Genomic DNA, 16,386 nt, shown 5'->3' on the forward strand with positions numbered 1-16,386 from the left:
CGCCCCCCGTCCGGCCCCGGCCCGCGGCGGTCCCGCGCCCCGGACCGTCCGGCTCGGCAGCCCTCGTCCCCGGCTGCGCATGGTCGGCCTCGCCCTGACCCTGGTCATGCTCGCCTTCGTCGCACGGCTGCTGCAGGTGCAGGCCGTGGACGCGAGCGCGTACGCCGCCAAGGCCGACCAGAACCGGTACGTCGGCCGCACCCTGGCCGCCGTGCGCGGCGAGATCACGGACCGCAACGGCATCAAGCTGGCGACCAGCGTGGACGCGTACGACATCACGGCCGATCCCACGCTGTTCACCGAGGAGGTCACCAAGACGTCGGACGCGCCCGAGCAGGCGGCCGAGCTTCTCGCCCCGATCCTGGGCCAGGACACCGCCGCGATCGCCAAGAAGCTCAGGACCCCGCACACCCGCTACGTCCTGCTGGCGCGCCGCCGGACCCCCCAGGTCTGGAAGCAGATCAAGGACCTGAAGAACACGCTGGCGGCCAAGGCCGAGAGCGAGAGGGACGGGGTCGGCGTCCTCGCGGGCGTCCTTGCCGAGCCCACCAGCAAGCGCGTCTACCCGAACGGCGGCCTCGCCGCCGGGATACTGGGCTGGGTCAACGCCGAGGGCAAGGGCGGCGGAGGCATCGAGCAACTGCTGAACAAGGAGCTGGCCGGCCAGGACGGCAGGATCCGCTACGCCCAGTCCGGGGGCCGTCTGGTCCCGACCGCTGGCTCCACCGAGACGCCCGCGGTGGCCGGATCCGACATCGAGCTGACCATCGACCGCGACATTCAGTGGGCCGCCCAGAACGCGATCACCGAGCAGGTGAAGAAGTCGAAGGCGGACCGCGGCTACGTGGTCGTGCAGGACACGCGGACCGGCCAGATCCTGGCCATGGCGAACTCGCCCGGCTTCGACCCCAACGACCTGTCGAAGGCCGATCCGGCGGCCCTGGGCAACGCGGCCCTCCAGGACGCGTACGAGCCCGGCTCCACCGCCAAGGTCATGTCGATGGCGGCCGTGCTCCAGGAGAACGTCGCCACGCCGATGACGCACGTCACCGTGCCCAACCGGCTGCACCGGGGCGACCGGATGTTCCAGGACGACATCGACCACCTGACCTGGTATCTGACGCTCAACGGCGTCCTCGCCAAGTCCAGCAACATCGGCACCATCCTGGCGGCCGGCCAGCTCGGCACGACGCAGGCGGAGGCCAACCGGGTCCTCTACTCGTACCTGCGCAAGTTCGGCATCGGCAGTCCGACCGGGCTCGGGTTCCCCGGCGAGACGAAGGGCATCCTCGCGCCCCCCGGCAGTTGGTCGACGTCGCAGCAGTACACGATTCCTTTCGGCCAGGGCCTGTCGATCAACGCGGTGCAGGCCGCGTCGGTCTACTCGACCGTCGCCAACGGCGGCGTCCGGATCGAACCCACACTCGTGCGCGGCGCCAAGGGGGCGGACGGACGCTTCACGCCCGTCCCGAAGCCCAAAGAGACCCGGGTCGTCAGCGAGAAGACGGCGAAGGCCCTGGCCCAGATGCTGGAGTCCGTCGTGGACGACGAGCAGGGAACGGGCGTCAAGGCGCGCATCCCCGGCTACCGGGTCGCGGGGAAGACGGGTACGGCCAACCGCGTGGATCCGGCCACCGGCAGGTACCGCGGCTACACGTCCTCCTTCGCCGGGTTCGCACCCGCCGACAAGCCCCGGGTCACCGTCTACTGTGCGATCCAGAACCCCACCAAGGGAAGCTACTTCGGCGGCCAGATCTGCGGTCCGATCTTCAAGCAGGTCATGGAGTTCGCCCTGAAGACCCTCCAGGTGCCGCCCACCGGCGCCGGGGCGGCGAACCTCCCCGTCACGTTCACGCCATGATCAGCACTACGGGAAAGACCGACCAGGAACCAGCTCGTGACAACGATCACCCCCGATCCCGGGAACCAGCCCCCGCCCGCGCCCACCCGTCTCCCACCGCCACCCTCGCCGGAGCGTCCTGCCCCCGGCCTCCGTTTTAGCCCGGGCGGGGGTGGGCCCGGTACGCTCACCGCCGTGCCACACGCTGATCAGTCCCCCACCCCCCAGGAGAGCGCCTCCGTGACCTATCCGGGACCGCCGCGACCGGTCCATGTCTCCGCCGTACCCCTCGCGGAGCTGGCCGACCGGCTGGGAGTCACCGCGCAGGAGAGCGCCGCCGAGGTCACGGGCATCACCCACGACTCGCGCGCGGTCCGCCCCGGCGACCTGTACGCCGCTCTGCCCGGCGCCCGGCTGCACGGCGCCGACTTCGCCGCCCAGGCGGCCGGCCTCGGCGCCGTCGCGGTGCTGACCGACCCCACGGGCGCCGAGCGCGCCGCCGCGACGGGGATCCCGGTCCTGGTGGTCGACGATCCGCGCGGGCGGATGGGCGAGCTGGCGGCCAGGATCTACGGCCACCCCGGGCGCAGTCTGCTCCAGATCGGCATCACCGGCACCTCCGGCAAGACCACGACCGCGTACCTCGTCGAGGGGGGCCTGCGGACCTCCCTCAGCACCGGGCTCGTCGGCACCGTCGAGATGCGGATCGGTGAGGAGCGCGTCAAGTCCGAGCGCACCACGCCCGAAGCCACCGACCTGCAGGCACTGTTCGCCGTCATGCGCGAGCGCGGGGTCGAGGCGGTCGCCATGGAGGTCTCCAGCCACGCCCTGGTGCTGGGCCGGGTCGACGGCTGCGTCTTCGACGTCGCGGTCTTCACCAACCTGAGCCCGGAACACATGGAGTTCCACTCCGACATGGAGGACTACTACCGGGCCAAGGCGCAGCTGTTCACGGAGAAACGCAGCCGGGTCGGTGTCGTCAACCAGGACGACGAGTACGGCCGCAGGCTCGCCAAGGAGGCCGGCGTGCCCGTCGTCACCTTCTCCGCAGAAGGCAGTCCCGACGCCGACTGGCGCGCCGAGGACGTCCGGATCGGCCCGGTGGACGCGACGTTCACCGTGACCGGCCCCAAGGGGGAGCGGATCGCCGCCAGGTCGCCGCTGCCGGGCCCCTTCAACGTCGCCAACACCCTCGCCGCGATCGCCGCCCTGGCCACCGCCGGTCTCGACCCGCAGACAGCCGCCGACGGCATCGCCGCCGTACCGGGCGTACCGGGACGGCTGGAGCGCGTGGACGCCGGGCAGCCGTACCTCGCGGTCGTCGACTACGCGCACAAGACCGACGCGGTCGAGTCGGTGCTGCGCGCCCTGCGCAAGGTGACCGAGGGCAGGCTGCACGTGGTGCTCGGCTGCGGCGGCGACCGGGACCGGACCAAGCGCGCGCCGATGGGCGCCGCCGCGGCCCGGCTCGCCGACACGGCAGTGCTGACCTCAGACAACCCCCGCTCCGAGGACCCCCTCGCGATCCTCGCGGCCATGCTCGAAGGCGCGGCCTCCGTGCCCGCCCACGAACGCGGCGAGGTGCAGGTCTTCGAGGACAGGGCCGCCGCCATCGCCGCGGCCGTCGCCCGTGCGCGGCCCGGGGACACCGTGCTGGTCGCGGGCAAGGGCCACGAGCAGGGCCAGGACATCGCCGGAGTGGTCCGTCCCTTCGACGACCGCCAGGTGCTCCGCGAAGCTATCCAGAAGACCCAGGGATGAACTTGTGATCGCCCTCTCCCTCGCCGAGATCGCCTCAGTCGTCGGCGGGCAGACGCACGACATACCGGACCCGTCCGTCCAGGTGACCGGACCGGTCGTCCGGGACTCCCGCGAAGTGGAGCCCGGCAGCCTCTTCGTCGCCTTCGCCGGCGAGCGCGTGGACGGACACGACTTCGCGCAGGCGGTCGTGGAGGCGGGTGCCGCCGCCGTGCTGGCGTCCCGCCCCGTCGGCGTGCCCGCGATCGTCGTGGACGATGTCCAGGCGGCCCTCGGCGCCCTCGCCCGCCACGTCGTCGGGCGGCTGGGAGCCACCCTCGTGGCCCTCACCGGCTCCGCGGGCAAGACCAGTACCAAGGACCTCATCGCCCAGGTGCTCCAGCGCAAGGCACCGACCATGTGGACGCCCGGCTCGCTCAACAACGAGATCGGGCTGCCGCTCACCGCCCTCAGCGCCACCGAGGAGACGAGGTTCCTCGTCCTGGAGATGGGCGCCCGCGGCATCGGCCACATCCGCTACCTCACCGGCCTGACCCCGCCGAGGGTCGGCCTGGTGCTCAACGTCGGCACCGCCCACATCGGCGAGTTCGGCAGCCGCGAGAAGATCGCCCAGGCGAAGGGCGAACTCGTCGAGAGCCTGCCCGCGGCGGACGCCGGCGGCGTCGCGGTCCTCAACGCCGACGATCCGCTCGTACGCGCCATGGCCTCCCGTACTCAGGCGAAGGTCCTCCTTTTCGGAGAGTCCGGCGAAGCGGACGTACGCGCCGAGAACGTGAGACTCACGGACAGCGGACAGCCCTCTTTCATCCTTCACACACCCTCCGGGTGCAGCGATGTGACCATGCGCCTGTACGGTGAGCACCACGTGTCGAACGCGCTCGCCGCGGCCGCCGTCGCCCATGAGCTGGGCATGTCCGCAGACGAGATCGCCCTCGCGCTCTCCGAGGCGGGCTCCCTCTCCCACTGGCGGATGGAGGTCACCGAGCGCCCGGACGGCGTGACCGTCGTCAACGACGCCTACAACGCGAACCCCGAGTCCATGAGGGCCGCACTGCGCGCGCTCGCGGCGATGGGCAAGGCCGCACGGGCACAAGGGGGGCGTACGTGGGCGGTGCTCGGCAAGATGGCCGAGCTCGGGGACGAGGCGCTCGCCGAGCACGACGCCGTCGGACGGCTCGCCGTCCGGCTCAACGTCAGCAAGCTCGTCGCGGTCGGGGGCAGGGAAGCGTCCTGGCTGCAACTGGGCGCATATAACGAGGGTTCGTGGGGTGAGGAGTCGGTGCACGTGTCCGACGCACAGGCGGCGGTCGACCTGTTGCGCAGCGAATTGCGCCCGGGAGACGTCGTACTCGTGAAGGCGTCCCGGTCGGTCGGGCTCGAGAGCGTGGCGCAGGCGCTGCTCGAGGCCGGTGCCGAGGGTGAGGTTGCCGCCCGATGATGAAGCAGATCCTGTTCGCAGGAGTCATTGGCCTCTTCCTGACCTTGATCGGCACCCCGCTGCTGATCAAGCTGCTGGCCCGCAAGGGCTACGGTCAGTACATCCGCGACGACGGCCCGCGCGAGCACCACAGCAAGCGCGGTACGCCGACGATGGGCGGCATCGCCTTCATCCTGGCGACGATCGCCGCGTACTTCCTGTCCAAGGTGATCACGGGCTACACGCCGACCTTCTCCGGGCTGCTGGTGCTCGGTCTGATGGGCGGCATGGGCCTGGTCGGCTTCCTGGACGACTACATCAAGATCGTCAAGCGGCGCTCGCTCGGTCTGCGGGCCAAGGCGAAGATGGCCGGCCAGCTGATCGTCGGCATCGCCTTCGCCGTGCTCGCGCTGCAGTTCGCCGACGCCCGGGGCAACACCCCGGCGTCCACCAAGCTCTCCTTCGTGCAGGACTTCGGCTGGACCATCGGCCCGGTGCTGTTCGTGATCTGGGCGCTGTTCATGATCCTCGCGATGTCGAACGGCGTGAACCTCACCGACGGCCTCGACGGCCTCGCCACCGGTGCCTCCGTGCTGGTCTTCGGCGCGTACACCTTCATCGGCGTCTGGCAGTTCCAGGAGTCCTGCGCCAACGCGGCAACCCTGACCAACCCGGCCGCCTGCTACGAGGTCCGCGACCCGCTCGACCTGGCCGTGGTCGCCTCCGCGCTGATGGGCGCCTGCCTCGGCTTCCTGTGGTGGAACACCTCGCCCGCCAAGATCTTCATGGGCGACACCGGTTCCCTGGCCCTGGGCGGCGCCCTCGCCGGGCTCGCGATCTGCTCCCGCACCGAGATGCTGCTCGCGCTGCTCGGCGGCCTCTTCGTCCTGATCACCCTGTCCGTCGTCATCCAGGTCGGCTCGTTCCGCCTGACCGGCAAGCGGGTCTTCCGGATGGCACCGCTCCAGCACCACTTCGAACTCAAGGGCTGGTCCGAGGTCCTCGTCGTGGTCCGCTTCTGGATCATTCAGGGCATCTGCGTGATCGTCGGACTGGGCATCTTCTACGCGGGATGGGCAGCGGAAAAGTGACCGACTGGCAGGGCAAGCACGTCACCGTCGCCGGCCTCGGCGTCTCGGGCGTCCCGGCGGCCAAGGCGCTGCACGGCCTCGGCGCGATCGTGACGGTCGTCAACGACGGCGACGACGAGCGGGCCCGGGCGCAGGCCGCGGAGCTGGAGGCGCTCGGCGTCACGGTCCGGCTGGGGGACGGGGCCACCCTGCCGGAGGGCACCGAGCTGATCGTCACCGCGCCCGGCTGGCGGCCCGACAAGCCGCTGTTCGCCGCCGCGGCCGAGGCGGGCGTCCCGGTCTGGGGCGACGTCGAGCTGGCCTGGCGGCTACGGGGCCCCGACGCGGCCGCCTGGCTCGCCGTGACCGGCACCAACGGCAAGACCACGACCGTGCAGATGCTCGCCTCCATCCTGGAGGCGGCGGGCCTGCGCACGGCCGCCGTCGGCAACATCGGGGTCTCGCTGCTGGATGCCGTCCTCGGCGAGGAGCGGTACGACGTCCTGGCGGTGGAGCTGTCGAGTTATCAGCTCCACTGGGCGCCGTCGCCGCGCGCCCACTCCGCCGCCGTGCTCAACCTGGCGCCCGACCACCTCGACTGGCACGGCTCCATGGAGGCGTACGCGGCCGACAAGGGCCGCATCTACGAAGGCAATCGGGTCGCCTGCGTCTACAACGCCGACGACAAGGCCACCGAGGACCTGGTGCGCGAGGCGGACGTCGAGGAGGGCTGCAGGGCCGTCGGCTTCACGCTCGGCACCCCCGCGCCCTCCCAACTCGGTGTCGTGGACGGCGTCCTGGTCGACCGGGCCTTCGTCGAGAACCGGCAGCGGAACGCCCAGGAACTGGCGGAGGTCTCCGACGTCACCCCGCCGGCACCGCACAACATCGCCAACGCCCTTGCCGCGGCGGCCCTCGCGCGTGCCTTCGGGGTGCCCCCGGAGGCCGTGCGGGACGGGCTGCGGGCCTTCACCCCGGACGCCCACCGCATCGCGCACGTGGCGGACGTGGACGGGGTGGCCTACATCGACGACTCCAAGGCCACCAACACGCATGCGGCGCAGGCGTCGTTGGCGGCGTACGAGTCGATCGTGTGGATCGCGGGCGGGCTCGCCAAGGGCGCGGCCTTCGACGAGCTGGTCGCCAGGTCGGCACCGCGGCTGCGGGGCGTGGTGCTCATCGGGGCGGATCGGGCGCTGATCCGTGAAGCCCTTGCGCGACACGCGCCGGAAGTGCCCGTCGTCGACCTCGAGCGGACCGACACTGGGGCGATGCCCGCGGCTGTGCGGGAGGCGCGGAGGCTCGCTCGCGCGGGCGACACGGTGCTGCTGGCACCGGCCTGCGCCTCCATGGACATGTTCGCGAACTACAACAAGCGCGGCGACGCCTTCGCGGAAGCGGTTCGCGAACTCGGCGCGAGCGCCTGACGGCGGGTCTCGGTCAGTCCGGGCGCGCCCGGACCCCTGGGAGGGACGCGTGACAGGGATGTGGTTGGTGTCTCGTCGGCGGCTTTCCGCCGGTGGCACGGCGCCGTGCCGGCGCGTCGTGGCGGGGTGAGCGGCGTGCCCGGCAGCCGTACCGGCCGTCCTCCCGTCCAGCGGGCCGCAAAGCGGCCCGATATGTTCCGTTTCCCGCGCGACAACCCCGTGGCACGCCTGCTCACGCGGACCCGGCGGGCCTGGGACCGGCCCCTCACCGCGTACTACCTGATCCTCGGCGGCAGTCTGCTGATCACCGTGCTCGGCCTGGTGATGGTCTACTCGGCCTCTCAGATCACCGCGCTGCAGATGTCGCTGCCGGGGTCGTACTTCTTCCGGAAGCAGTTCCTCGCGGCGTCGATCGGGACCCTGCTGCTGCTCGTCGCCTCGCGGATGCCCGTGAAGCTGCACCGGGCGCTGGCGTACCCGATCCTGGCGGGCGCCGTCTTCCTGATGGTCCTGGTGCAGGTGCCGGGGATAGGGATGGCGGTCAACGGCAACCAGAACTGGATCGCACTCGGCGGTTCCTTCCAGATCCAGCCCAGCGAGTTCGGCAAGCTGGCGCTTGTGCTGTGGGGCGCCGACCTGATCGCGCGCAAGCAGGAGAAGCGGCTGCTCACGCAGTGGAAGCACATGCTGGTGCCGCTCGTTCCGGTGGCGTTCCTGCTGCTCGGGCTGATCATGCTGGGCGGCGACATGGGCACGGCGATCATTTTGACCGCGATCCTGTTCGGGCTGCTGTGGCTGGCCGGGGCGCCGACCAGGCTGTTCGTCGGGGTGCTGGCGATCGCCGCGGCCATAGGCGTCGTCCTGATCAAGACCAGCCCGAACCGCATGGCCCGTCTCGCCTGCATCGGTGCCGCCGACCCCGGCCCGAACGACCAGTGCTGGCAGGCCGTGCACGGGATCTACGCGCTGGCGTCCGGCGGACTGTTCGGTTCCGGCCTCGGCGCGAGCGTGGAGAAATGGGGTCAACTTCCCGAAGCGCACACCGACTTCATCTTCGCCGTCGCCGGTGAGGAACTGGGCCTCGCGGGGACGCTGTCGGTGCTCGCCCTCTTCACGGCTCTAGGCTATGCGGGTATCCGCGTGGCCGGACGCACGGAGGACCCCTTCGTGAGGTACGCCGCGGGAGGCGTGACGACCTGGATCATCGCTCAGGCGGTGATCAACATCGGTGCGGTGCTCGGCCTGCTGCCGATCGCCGGCGTCCCCCTCCCGCTGTTCTCCTACGGAGGATCCGCCCTGCTGCCGACCATGTTCGCCATCGGGCTGCTGATCGCCTTCGCACGCGACGAGCCCGCTGCGCGGGCGGCGCTTGCGATGCGGCAACCCCGCTTTGGTAGAAAGCGGGCGGGAGGCCCTGCGGGACCTCGGAGACGGAACACGATGCGACGGCGCGCCTCGGCGGCGCGCTCGTCCGGAGAGCGGTGAATTTCGGTGCATGTCGTACTCGCCGGTGGGGGGACCGCCGGCCACATCGAGCCCGCGCTCGCCCTCGCGGACGCCCTGCGCAGGCAGGACCCGACCGTGGGGATCACGGCCCTGGGCACGGAGCGCGGCCTGGAGACCCGGCTCGTACCCGAGCGGGGCTATGAACTCGCGCTGATCCCCGCCGTCCCCCTGCCGCGGAAGCCGACCCCCGAGCTGATCACGGTCCCCGGGCGGCTGCGCGGCACGATCAAGGCGGCCGAACAGATCCTCGAGCGCACCAAGGCCGATGTCGTCGTCGGCTTCGGCGGCTATGTGGCCCTGCCCGGCTATCTGGCCGCCAAGCGCCTCGGCGTGCCGATCGTCATCCACGAGGCCAACGCCCGCCCCGGCCTCGCCAACAAGATCGGTTCGCGGTACGCGGCCCAGGTCGCCGTCTCCACCCCGGACAGCAAGCTGCGGGGCGCCCGCTACATCGGCATCCCGCTGCGCCGCTCCATCGCCACCCTGGACCGCGCCGCCATGCGTCCCGAGGCCCGCGCCGCCTTCGGGCTGGACCCGAACCTGCCGACGCTGCTGGTCTCCGGCGGCTCACAGGGCGCGCGCCGGCTCAACGAGGTGATCCAGCAGGTCGCCCCGTACCTGCAGCAGTCCGGCATCCAGATCCTGCACGCGGTCGGTCCGAAGAACGAACTGCCGCAGGTGCATCAGATGCCGGGAATGCCCCCCTATATCCCGGTACCCTACCTGGACCGGATGGATCTCGCGTACGCCGCAGCCGACATGATGCTCTGCCGTGCGGGCGCGATGACCGTCGCCGAACTCTCCGCCGTCGGGCTCCCGGCCGCCTACGTTCCGCTGCCCATCGGCAACGGCGAACAGCGGCTGAACGCCCAGCCGGTGGTCAAGGCCGGAGGCGGGCTGCTGGTCGACGACGCGGAACTGACGCCCGAATGGCTCCAGCGCAATGTCCTGCCCGTGCTCGCCGATCCGCACCGGCTGTACGAGATGTCCCGCGCCGCCGCGGAGTTCGGGCGCCGGGACGCCGACGACCTGCTCGTCGGCATGGTGTACGAGGCGATCGCCTCGCGCCACCACCAGTGACACATCGGCGGGTGAGCCGAAGGGACGCGCCGGTGCCGAGAGGCCGAGCAGACGCAGGCCCGAAGGGCTGAGCGCGGTCGGCTCCCGGCGCCGGCCGGAGCGCCCTGGAGGTGAGCCCGGCCAGGGAAGGGGAGTGCGCGTGGCCGGACCGACGACCGCAGAGCGCGGCAAGCGGCAGCAACGGGAGTCCGGCCCGCCCCGGCCGCCTCGGCGTGGCCGGCTGCGCCGCCCTCGTATGGTCATCATCCTTTTGCTGGGAGTGGTGTTGGCGGCCGGCGGCTTTGGCTGGCTGCTGTACGGCTCACCGTATCTGCGCGTGCGGCATGTCTCCGTCTCCGGGACACGGGTCCTGACGGGGGCGCAGGTGCGCGAGGCGGCCGACGTGTCGCTCGGATCGCCCCTGATTTCCCTCGACACCGATGCGATCGAGGCGCGTGTGCGCCGGAAACTGCCCCGAATCGCCTCGGTCGACGTCGTCCGTTCCTGGCCCCGTGGAATCCGGCTGAACGTGACCGAACGCACTCCGGTTCTCTTGGTCGGAAACAGGGGGAAATTCGACGAAGTGGACAAGGAGGGGGTGCGGTTCGCCACGGTTCCGGAGCCACCCAAGGCGGTTCCCGTACTGGAGTTGACGCCGATCCCGTCGCCCGGCACGCGCCGCTTCGGCACCGACCGGCTGATCCGCGAGGCGGTGCGGGTCGCCCAGGACATTCCGGCCGCCGTCGCCCGCGACACCCGGACCGTCAAGGTCCGTTCCTACGACTCCATCTCGCTGGAGTTGACGGGTGGCCGCGGCGTGATGTGGGGCAGCGGGGAGATGGGACGGGCCAAGGCGGCCGCGCTGACCGCGCTGATGAAAGCCGCGCCCCGTGCCCGGCACTTCGACGTGAGTTCCCCCACCGCCCCCGCGTCATCGGGGAGTTGACGCACATCAGCGCAGGCCAGCACCCTGGTTGGGCAGCGCTACGGCTGATCACATAGGGTGAAAAGAAAAACGGGAGGTTCGGCGTGTTCGTTGAACGGGCGCCGCTTGTCGACTTAGTGTCCTGTTCGGAAGAGTCCAAGGAACAGGCGCACTGGTAACCCTAAACTTCAGGGTTAGGGTTCGGGTCGGCGTTCGGACCGTCCCATTCGGCATCAGCCGTCGCCTCGCGGGGCACCCGCGGAACGACGGCGACGTAATTCGAGGCGAGAGGCCTTCGACGTGGCAGCACCGCAGAACTACCTCGCAGTCATCAAGGTCATCGGTGTCGGCGGCGGTGGTGTCAATGCCATCAACCGGATGATCGAGGTCGGCCTCAAGGGCGTCGAGTTCATCGCCATCAACACCGACGCGCAAGCTCTGTTGATGAGCGACGCCGACGTCAAGCTCGACGTCGGCCGCGAACTCACCCGCGGACTCGGCGCCGGCGCCAACCCGGCCGTGGGCCGCAAGGCCGCCGAGGACCACCGCGAGGAGATCGAGGAGGTCCTCAAGGGGGCCGACATGGTCTTCGTGACGGCCGGTGAAGGCGGCGGCACCGGTACCGGCGGCGCGCCCGTCGTGGCCAACATCGCGCGCTCGCTGGGCGCCCTCACCATCGGCGTGGTCACGCGCCCGTTCACCTTCGAGGGGCGGCGCCGCGCCAACCAGGCCGAGGACGGCATCGCCGAACTGCGCGAAGAGGTCGACACCCTCATCGTCATCCCGAACGACCGGCTGCTGTCCATCTCGGACCGCCAGGTCTCCGTCCTCGACGCCTTCAAGTCGGCCGACCAGGTCCTGCTCTCCGGTGTCCAGGGCATCACCGACCTCATCACCACCCCCGGTCTCATCAACCTCGACTTCGCTGACGTCAAGTCCGTGATGTCCGAAGCCGGTTCGGCCCTCATGGGTATCGGCTCGGCCCGCGGTGACGACCGCGCGGTGGCCGCGGCCGAGATGGCGATCTCCTCCCCGCTGCTGGAGGCGTCCATCGACGGTGCCCGGGGCGTGCTGCTGTCCATCTCCGGCGGCTCGGACCTCGGCCTCTTCGAGATCAACGAGGCCGCCCAGCTGGTGAGCGAGGCCGCGCACCCCGAGGCCAACATCATCTTTGGCGCGGTCATCGACGACGCCCTCGGCGACGAGGTGCGGGTGACGGTCATCGCGGCCGGCTTCGACGGCGGGCAGCCCCCCGCCAAGCGGGACAACGTCCTCGGCGCGTCCTCGGTCAAGCGCGAGGAGCCGGTCCGCCCCGTGGAAAGCCGCCCCTCCTTCGGCTCGCTCGGCAGCGTCACACCGAAGGAAGCGCCGGAACCGGCCCCGGAGCCGGTGGGCGATCTCCCGGTCACCCCGTCGGTGCCGCCGTCGCGGACCTACTCGGACAGCGCGGCCGAGGAGCTGGATGTGCCGGACTTCCTGAAGTGATAGGACAGCGCGACACCGTGAGCGGCGCGCACTTCGCCTTCACCGACCGGTGGGGCGGGGTGAGCGCCGCTCCGTACGAGGAGCTCAATCTCGGCGGAGCGGTCGGCGACGATCCCGGGGCGGTACGGACCAACCGGGAGCTGGCCGCGGGGGCGCTGGGCCTCGACCCGGCCCGCGTGGTCTGGATGAACCAGGTGCACGGGGCGGACGTGGCCGTGGTCGACGAGCCGTGGGGTGCCGCGGCCGTACCCGAGGTGGACGCGATCGTCACCGCACGGCGCGGTCTCGCCCTCGCCGTGCTCACGGCGGACTGCACGCCCGTCCTGCTCGCCGACCCGGCCGCCGGGGTCGCGGCCGCCGTCCACGCGGGCCGCCCCGGCATGGTCGCCGGGGTCGTCCCCGCCGCCGTCCGCGCGATGATGGAACTGGGCGCCGAACCGTCCCGGATCGTCGCCCGCACGGGGCCGGCCGTCTGCGGCCGGTGTTACGAGGTGCCGGAGGCGATGCGCGCCGAGGTGTCCGCCGTCGAACCGGCGGCGCACGCCGAGACGAGCTGGGGCACTCCCGCGGTCGACGTGACCGCCGGCGTGCACGCCCAGCTCGAACGGCTCGGGGTGCGCGACCGGGCGCAGTCGCCGGTGTGCACGCGTGAATCGCGTGATCACTTCTCGTACCGCCGCGACCGTGCCACCGGACGGCTCGCGGGCTATGTCTGGCTGGACTGATGAGGAATGACGGATCGTAAGCAGCAAATCGCCGCAAACCTGGCGAAAGTGGAGGGGCGTATCGCGGTCGCGTGCCGGGCCGCGGGGCGCAAGCGGGAAGAGGTGACACTGATCGTGGTCACCAAGACCTATCCCGCGAGCGATGTGCGGATTCTGTCGGAACTCGGTGTGCGTGACGTGGCCGAGAACCGCGACCAGGACGCGGCCCCCAAGGCGGCCGCATGCTCGGACCTGCCGCTCACATGGCATTTTGTCGGTCAATTGCAGACCAACAAGGTGCGCTCGGTGGTCGGTTATGCGGATCTCGTGCAGTCCGTCGATCGCCCCAGGCTCGTGGCGGCGCTGTCGAGGGAGGCCGCACGGGCCGGGCGCGAGGTGGGCTGTCTCCTGCAGGTCGCGCTCGACGCGGGCGAGGGCGGGCGGGGGGAGCGCGGGGGCGTGGCGCCGGGGGGAATCGAAGAGTTGGGCGACCTCGTCGCACAGGCCCCCGGGTTGCGGCTGGACGGCCTGATGACCGTGGCGCCGCTCACCGGAGAGTACGCGGGCCGTCAACAGGCGGCGTTCGAGCGGTTGATGGATTTGTCGACTGACCTGCGCCGAGCCCATCCGGCTGCAACCATGGTCTCGGCAGGGATGAGTGCGGACCTCGAACAGGCCGTGGCCGCCGGGGCGACACATGTGCGCGTCGGCACTGCGGTACTCGGAGTCCGCCCCAGGCTCGGGTAACGTCGCCAAGAAGTCGGACCACAGCAGAAAATATGGTCATTACCGCCGAAAGGCGGGCATAACGGCCTCGTGGATCGCGGGCACTTGGCAGTCATCAGTCGATCCACCACAGAGCGGAGGACTCAGAGCATGGCCGGCGCGATGCGCAAGATGGCGGTCTACCTCGGCCTCGTGGAGGACGATGGGTACGACGGCAGGGGGTTCGACCCCGACGACGACTTTGAGCCCGAGCTCGACCCGGAGCCGGAGCGGGACCGCAGGCGGCACGAGCCGTCTCGCCAGTCGCACCAGGCACTTCAGTCCCAAAGGGATGAACCGGTGCGAGTGGTGCAGCCGCCGGTGCAGCGTGACCCGGTGTCCCGTTCTGCTTCGCTCCCCGCGGAATCCGGACGTCCGGCGCGCATCGCGCCCGTGGCGTCCATCACACAAGAACGTCAGAGTCTGGAGAAGAACGCACCGGTGATCATGCCCAAGGTCGTGTCCGAACGAGAGCCGTACCGGATCACCACACTGCACCCCCGGACGTACAACGAGGCCCGTACCATCGGGGAACACTTCCGTGAGGGCACCCCGGTGATCATGAATCTGACTGAGATGGATGACACAGATGCGAAGCGACTTGTCGACTTTGCGGCCGGTTTGGTGTTTGGTCTTCACGGCAGTATCGAGCGGGTGACGCAGAAGGTGTTCCTGCTGTCTCCTGCTAACGTCGATGTCACGGCGGAGGACAAGGCCCGCATCGCAGAGGGCGGGTTCTTCAACCAGAGCTGAGACGTACCACCGGAAAGCCGTACGGAACAGGGGAGAGGGAAGCACGGATCATGGGCGTGGTCTTGGAGGTTCTCTACATCGCGCTGATGTGTTTCCTCATCGTGCTGATTTTCCGGTTGGTCATGGACTACGTCTTCCAGTTCGCCCGCTCATGGCAACCCGGCAAGGCGATGGTGGTCGTTCTGGAGGCCACCTACACTGTCACCGATCCACCGTTGAAGCTTTTGCGGCGGTTCATCCCGCCGCTGCGTCTCGGGGGCGTGGCGCTCGACCTGTCCTTCTTCGTACTGATGATCATCGTCTACATCCTGATCTCCATCGTGGGCAACCTCGCGAGGTGACTGTGGACGATACGGTCTTGCCGACTGCCGATGACTACGTTGAGGTGAAGAGATGCCGTTGACCCCCGAGGACGTGCGGAACAAGCAGTTCACGACCGTCCGCCTCCGAGAAGGCTATGACGAGGACGAGGTCGATGCCTTCCTCGACGAGGTCGAAGCCGAACTGACCCGTCTGCTCCGGGAGAACGAGGATCTGCGCGCCAAGCTGGCCGCCGCCACGCGTGCCGCCGCGCAGAACCAGCAGAACATGCGCAAACCCCCGGAGCCACAGGACCAGCAGCAGGGTATGCGAGGTCCGGGTGCCCCCGTGCCCGCCGGGATATCGGGCCCGCCGCAGCAGCAGATGGGCGGCCCCATGGGTGGCCCGCCCCAGCTGCCGAGCGGTGCCCCGCAGCTGCCCGCGGGCCCCAGCGGGCAGGGCGGTCCTCAGGGTCCCGGCCCGATGGGTCAGGGTCAGGGCCAGGGTCAGGGTCAGGGGCCGATGGGTCAGGGGCCGGGGCCGATGGGCCAGGGTCACGGTCCGATGGGCCAGGGTCACGGTCCGATGGGCCAGCCCCCGATGCAGCAGATGGGTGGCCCCATGGGCGGTCCTATGGGCGGCCCCATGGGCGGTCCGGGGATGCCCGGTCAGGGCCCCGGCGGCGACAGTGCCGCCCGTGTCCTCTCGCTGGCTCAGCAGACCGCCGACCAGGCGATCGCCGAGGCCCGTGCCGAGGCCAACAAGATCGTCGGCGAGGCCCGCAGCCGCGCCGAGGGGCTGGAGCGCGACGCCCGGGCCAAGGCCGACGCCCTGGAGCGGGACGCGCAGGAGAAGCATCGTGTCGCGATGGGCTCCCTGGAGTCCGCCCGCGCCACGCTGGAGCGCAAGGTCGAGGACCTGCGCGGCTTCGAGCGCGAGTACCGCACGAGGCTGAAGTCCTACCTGGAGTCCCAGCTGCGCCAGCTGGAGACCCAGGCGGACGACTCGCTGGCCCCGCCGCGCACCCCGGCCGCGCCCTCTCTGCCGTCGCCGTCCGCGCCGTCGATGGCTCCCGCGGGTGCGGGTGCGGGTGCCCCGTCTTACGGGGGCAACCAGACCATGGGCGGTGGCCCGGGTCCTTCCGGCCCGTCCTACGGCGGTCAGCAGCAGATGTCCCCGGCGATGACGCAGCCGATGGCGCCGGTGCGCCCGCAGGGACCGTCGCCGATGGGCCAGGCCCCCTCGCCGATGCGTGGGTTCCTCATCGACGAGGACGACAACTGACCGTGACGCGTACGCCGTAGGCGTCGGCAGCCTCTAGGGCGGGGCCCCGGATTCCGATCCGGGGCCCCGCCCTTGTGTGTGCGGTCCGGTTCG

At 70.6% G+C, this 16,386-nt stretch carries 14 protein-coding genes; all 14 read left to right on the forward strand.

The window, feature by feature from the left end; translation table 11 throughout:
• Window positions 1–1,861, forward strand: a 1,861-nt coding sequence (locus ACFSL4_RS23860) for a peptidoglycan D,D-transpeptidase FtsI family protein (RefSeq protein WP_381086510.1), incomplete at its 5' end; no start/stop codon positions are given.
• Window positions 1,862–2,080: 219 nt separating this feature from the next.
• The gene (locus tag ACFSL4_RS23865) at window positions 2,081–3,601 is read left to right on the forward strand and encodes a UDP-N-acetylmuramoyl-L-alanyl-D-glutamate--2,6-diaminopimelate ligase (RefSeq protein WP_381086606.1); all 1,521 of its coding nucleotides are present in this window, start codon (window positions 2,081–2,083) and stop codon (window positions 3,599–3,601) included.
• 4 nt (window positions 3,602–3,605) lie between these two features.
• Entirely contained in the window at window positions 3,606–5,036 is a 1,431-nt protein-coding gene (locus ACFSL4_RS23870; protein WP_381086513.1) for a UDP-N-acetylmuramoyl-tripeptide--D-alanyl-D-alanine ligase, read from the forward strand.
• Window positions 5,033–6,106 (forward strand): phospho-N-acetylmuramoyl-pentapeptide-transferase, encoded by a 1,074-nt coding sequence (mraY, locus tag ACFSL4_RS23875; protein ID WP_381086516.1) that lies wholly within the window; start codon window positions 5,033–5,035, stop codon window positions 6,104–6,106. Before ACFSL4_RS23870 ends, mraY begins: the two co-directional genes overlap by 4 nt.
• The gene (gene murD, locus ACFSL4_RS23880; RefSeq protein WP_381086519.1) at window positions 6,088–7,512 is read left to right on the forward strand and encodes a UDP-N-acetylmuramoyl-L-alanine--D-glutamate ligase; all 1,425 of its coding nucleotides are present in this window, start codon (window positions 6,088–6,090) and stop codon (window positions 7,510–7,512) included. Before mraY ends, murD begins: the two co-directional genes overlap by 19 nt.
• A 135-nt stretch (window positions 7,513–7,647) precedes the next feature.
• Window positions 7,648–8,997: a putative lipid II flippase FtsW gene (ftsW, locus tag ACFSL4_RS23885; protein WP_381086522.1), complete on the forward strand. Its 1,350-nt coding sequence runs from the start codon at window positions 7,648–7,650 to the stop codon at window positions 8,995–8,997.
• A gap of 6 nt (window positions 8,998–9,003) precedes the next feature.
• The gene (murG, locus tag ACFSL4_RS23890; protein ID WP_381086525.1) at window positions 9,004–10,098 is read left to right on the forward strand and encodes an undecaprenyldiphospho-muramoylpentapeptide beta-N-acetylglucosaminyltransferase; all 1,095 of its coding nucleotides are present in this window, start codon (window positions 9,004–9,006) and stop codon (window positions 10,096–10,098) included.
• A 139-nt stretch (window positions 10,099–10,237) separates the two neighbouring features.
• Window positions 10,238–11,023 (forward strand): cell division protein FtsQ/DivIB, encoded by a 786-nt coding sequence (locus ACFSL4_RS23895; RefSeq protein WP_381086528.1) that lies wholly within the window; start codon window positions 10,238–10,240, stop codon window positions 11,021–11,023.
• 279 nt (window positions 11,024–11,302) lie between these two features.
• Window positions 11,303–12,487: a cell division protein FtsZ gene (gene ftsZ / locus ACFSL4_RS23900; RefSeq protein ID WP_381086531.1), complete on the forward strand. Its 1,185-nt coding sequence runs from the start codon at window positions 11,303–11,305 to the stop codon at window positions 12,485–12,487.
• Entirely contained in the window at window positions 12,484–13,212 is a 729-nt protein-coding gene (pgeF, locus tag ACFSL4_RS23905; RefSeq protein ID WP_381086533.1) for a peptidoglycan editing factor PgeF, read from the forward strand. The genes ftsZ and pgeF overlap by 4 nt, the downstream gene beginning before the upstream one ends.
• A 6-nt stretch (window positions 13,213–13,218) precedes the next feature.
• Entirely contained in the window at window positions 13,219–13,938 is a 720-nt protein-coding gene (locus ACFSL4_RS23910) for a YggS family pyridoxal phosphate-dependent enzyme (protein WP_381086536.1), read from the forward strand.
• Between the two features lie 129 nt (window positions 13,939–14,067).
• Window positions 14,068–14,709, forward strand: a complete 642-nt coding sequence (locus ACFSL4_RS23915; RefSeq protein WP_381086538.1) for a cell division protein SepF — start codon at window positions 14,068–14,070, stop codon at window positions 14,707–14,709.
• Window positions 14,710–14,759: 50 nt separating this feature from the next.
• Window positions 14,760–15,050, forward strand: coding sequence for a YggT family protein (locus ACFSL4_RS23920; RefSeq protein WP_381086541.1), 291 nt, complete (start codon window positions 14,760–14,762; stop codon window positions 15,048–15,050).
• A gap of 52 nt (window positions 15,051–15,102) precedes the next feature.
• Complete coding sequence (locus tag ACFSL4_RS23925) at window positions 15,103–16,293, forward strand: DivIVA domain-containing protein (protein WP_381086544.1); 1,191 nt, start codon at window positions 15,103–15,105, stop codon at window positions 16,291–16,293.
• The last annotated feature ends 93 nt before the right edge of the window (window positions 16,294–16,386 follow it).

The organism is Streptomyces caeni, assembly GCF_042678285.1.
Classification (GTDB): Bacteria; Actinomycetota; Actinomycetes; order Streptomycetales; family Streptomycetaceae; genus Streptomyces; species Streptomyces caeni.

Bases quoted from the DNA above. Each gene is read 5' to 3' on its own strand.
- mraY (WP_381086516.1), top strand. From the start codon at position 5,033: ATGATGAAGCAGATCCTGTTCGCAGGAGTCATTGGCCTCTTCCTGACC.
- murD (WP_381086519.1), top strand. From the start codon at position 6,088: ATGGGCAGCGGAAAAGTGACCGACTGGCAGGGCAAGCACGTCACCGTC.
- ACFSL4_RS23910 (WP_381086536.1), top strand. From the start codon at position 13,219: ATGACGGATCGTAAGCAGCAAATCGCCGCAAACCTGGCGAAAGTGGAG.
- ACFSL4_RS23915 (WP_381086538.1), top strand. From the start codon at position 14,068: ATGGCCGGCGCGATGCGCAAGATGGCGGTCTACCTCGGCCTCGTGGAG.
- ACFSL4_RS23920 (WP_381086541.1), top strand. From the start codon at position 14,760: ATGGGCGTGGTCTTGGAGGTTCTCTACATCGCGCTGATGTGTTTCCTC.
- ACFSL4_RS23925 (WP_381086544.1), top strand. From the start codon at position 15,103: ATGCCGTTGACCCCCGAGGACGTGCGGAACAAGCAGTTCACGACCGTC.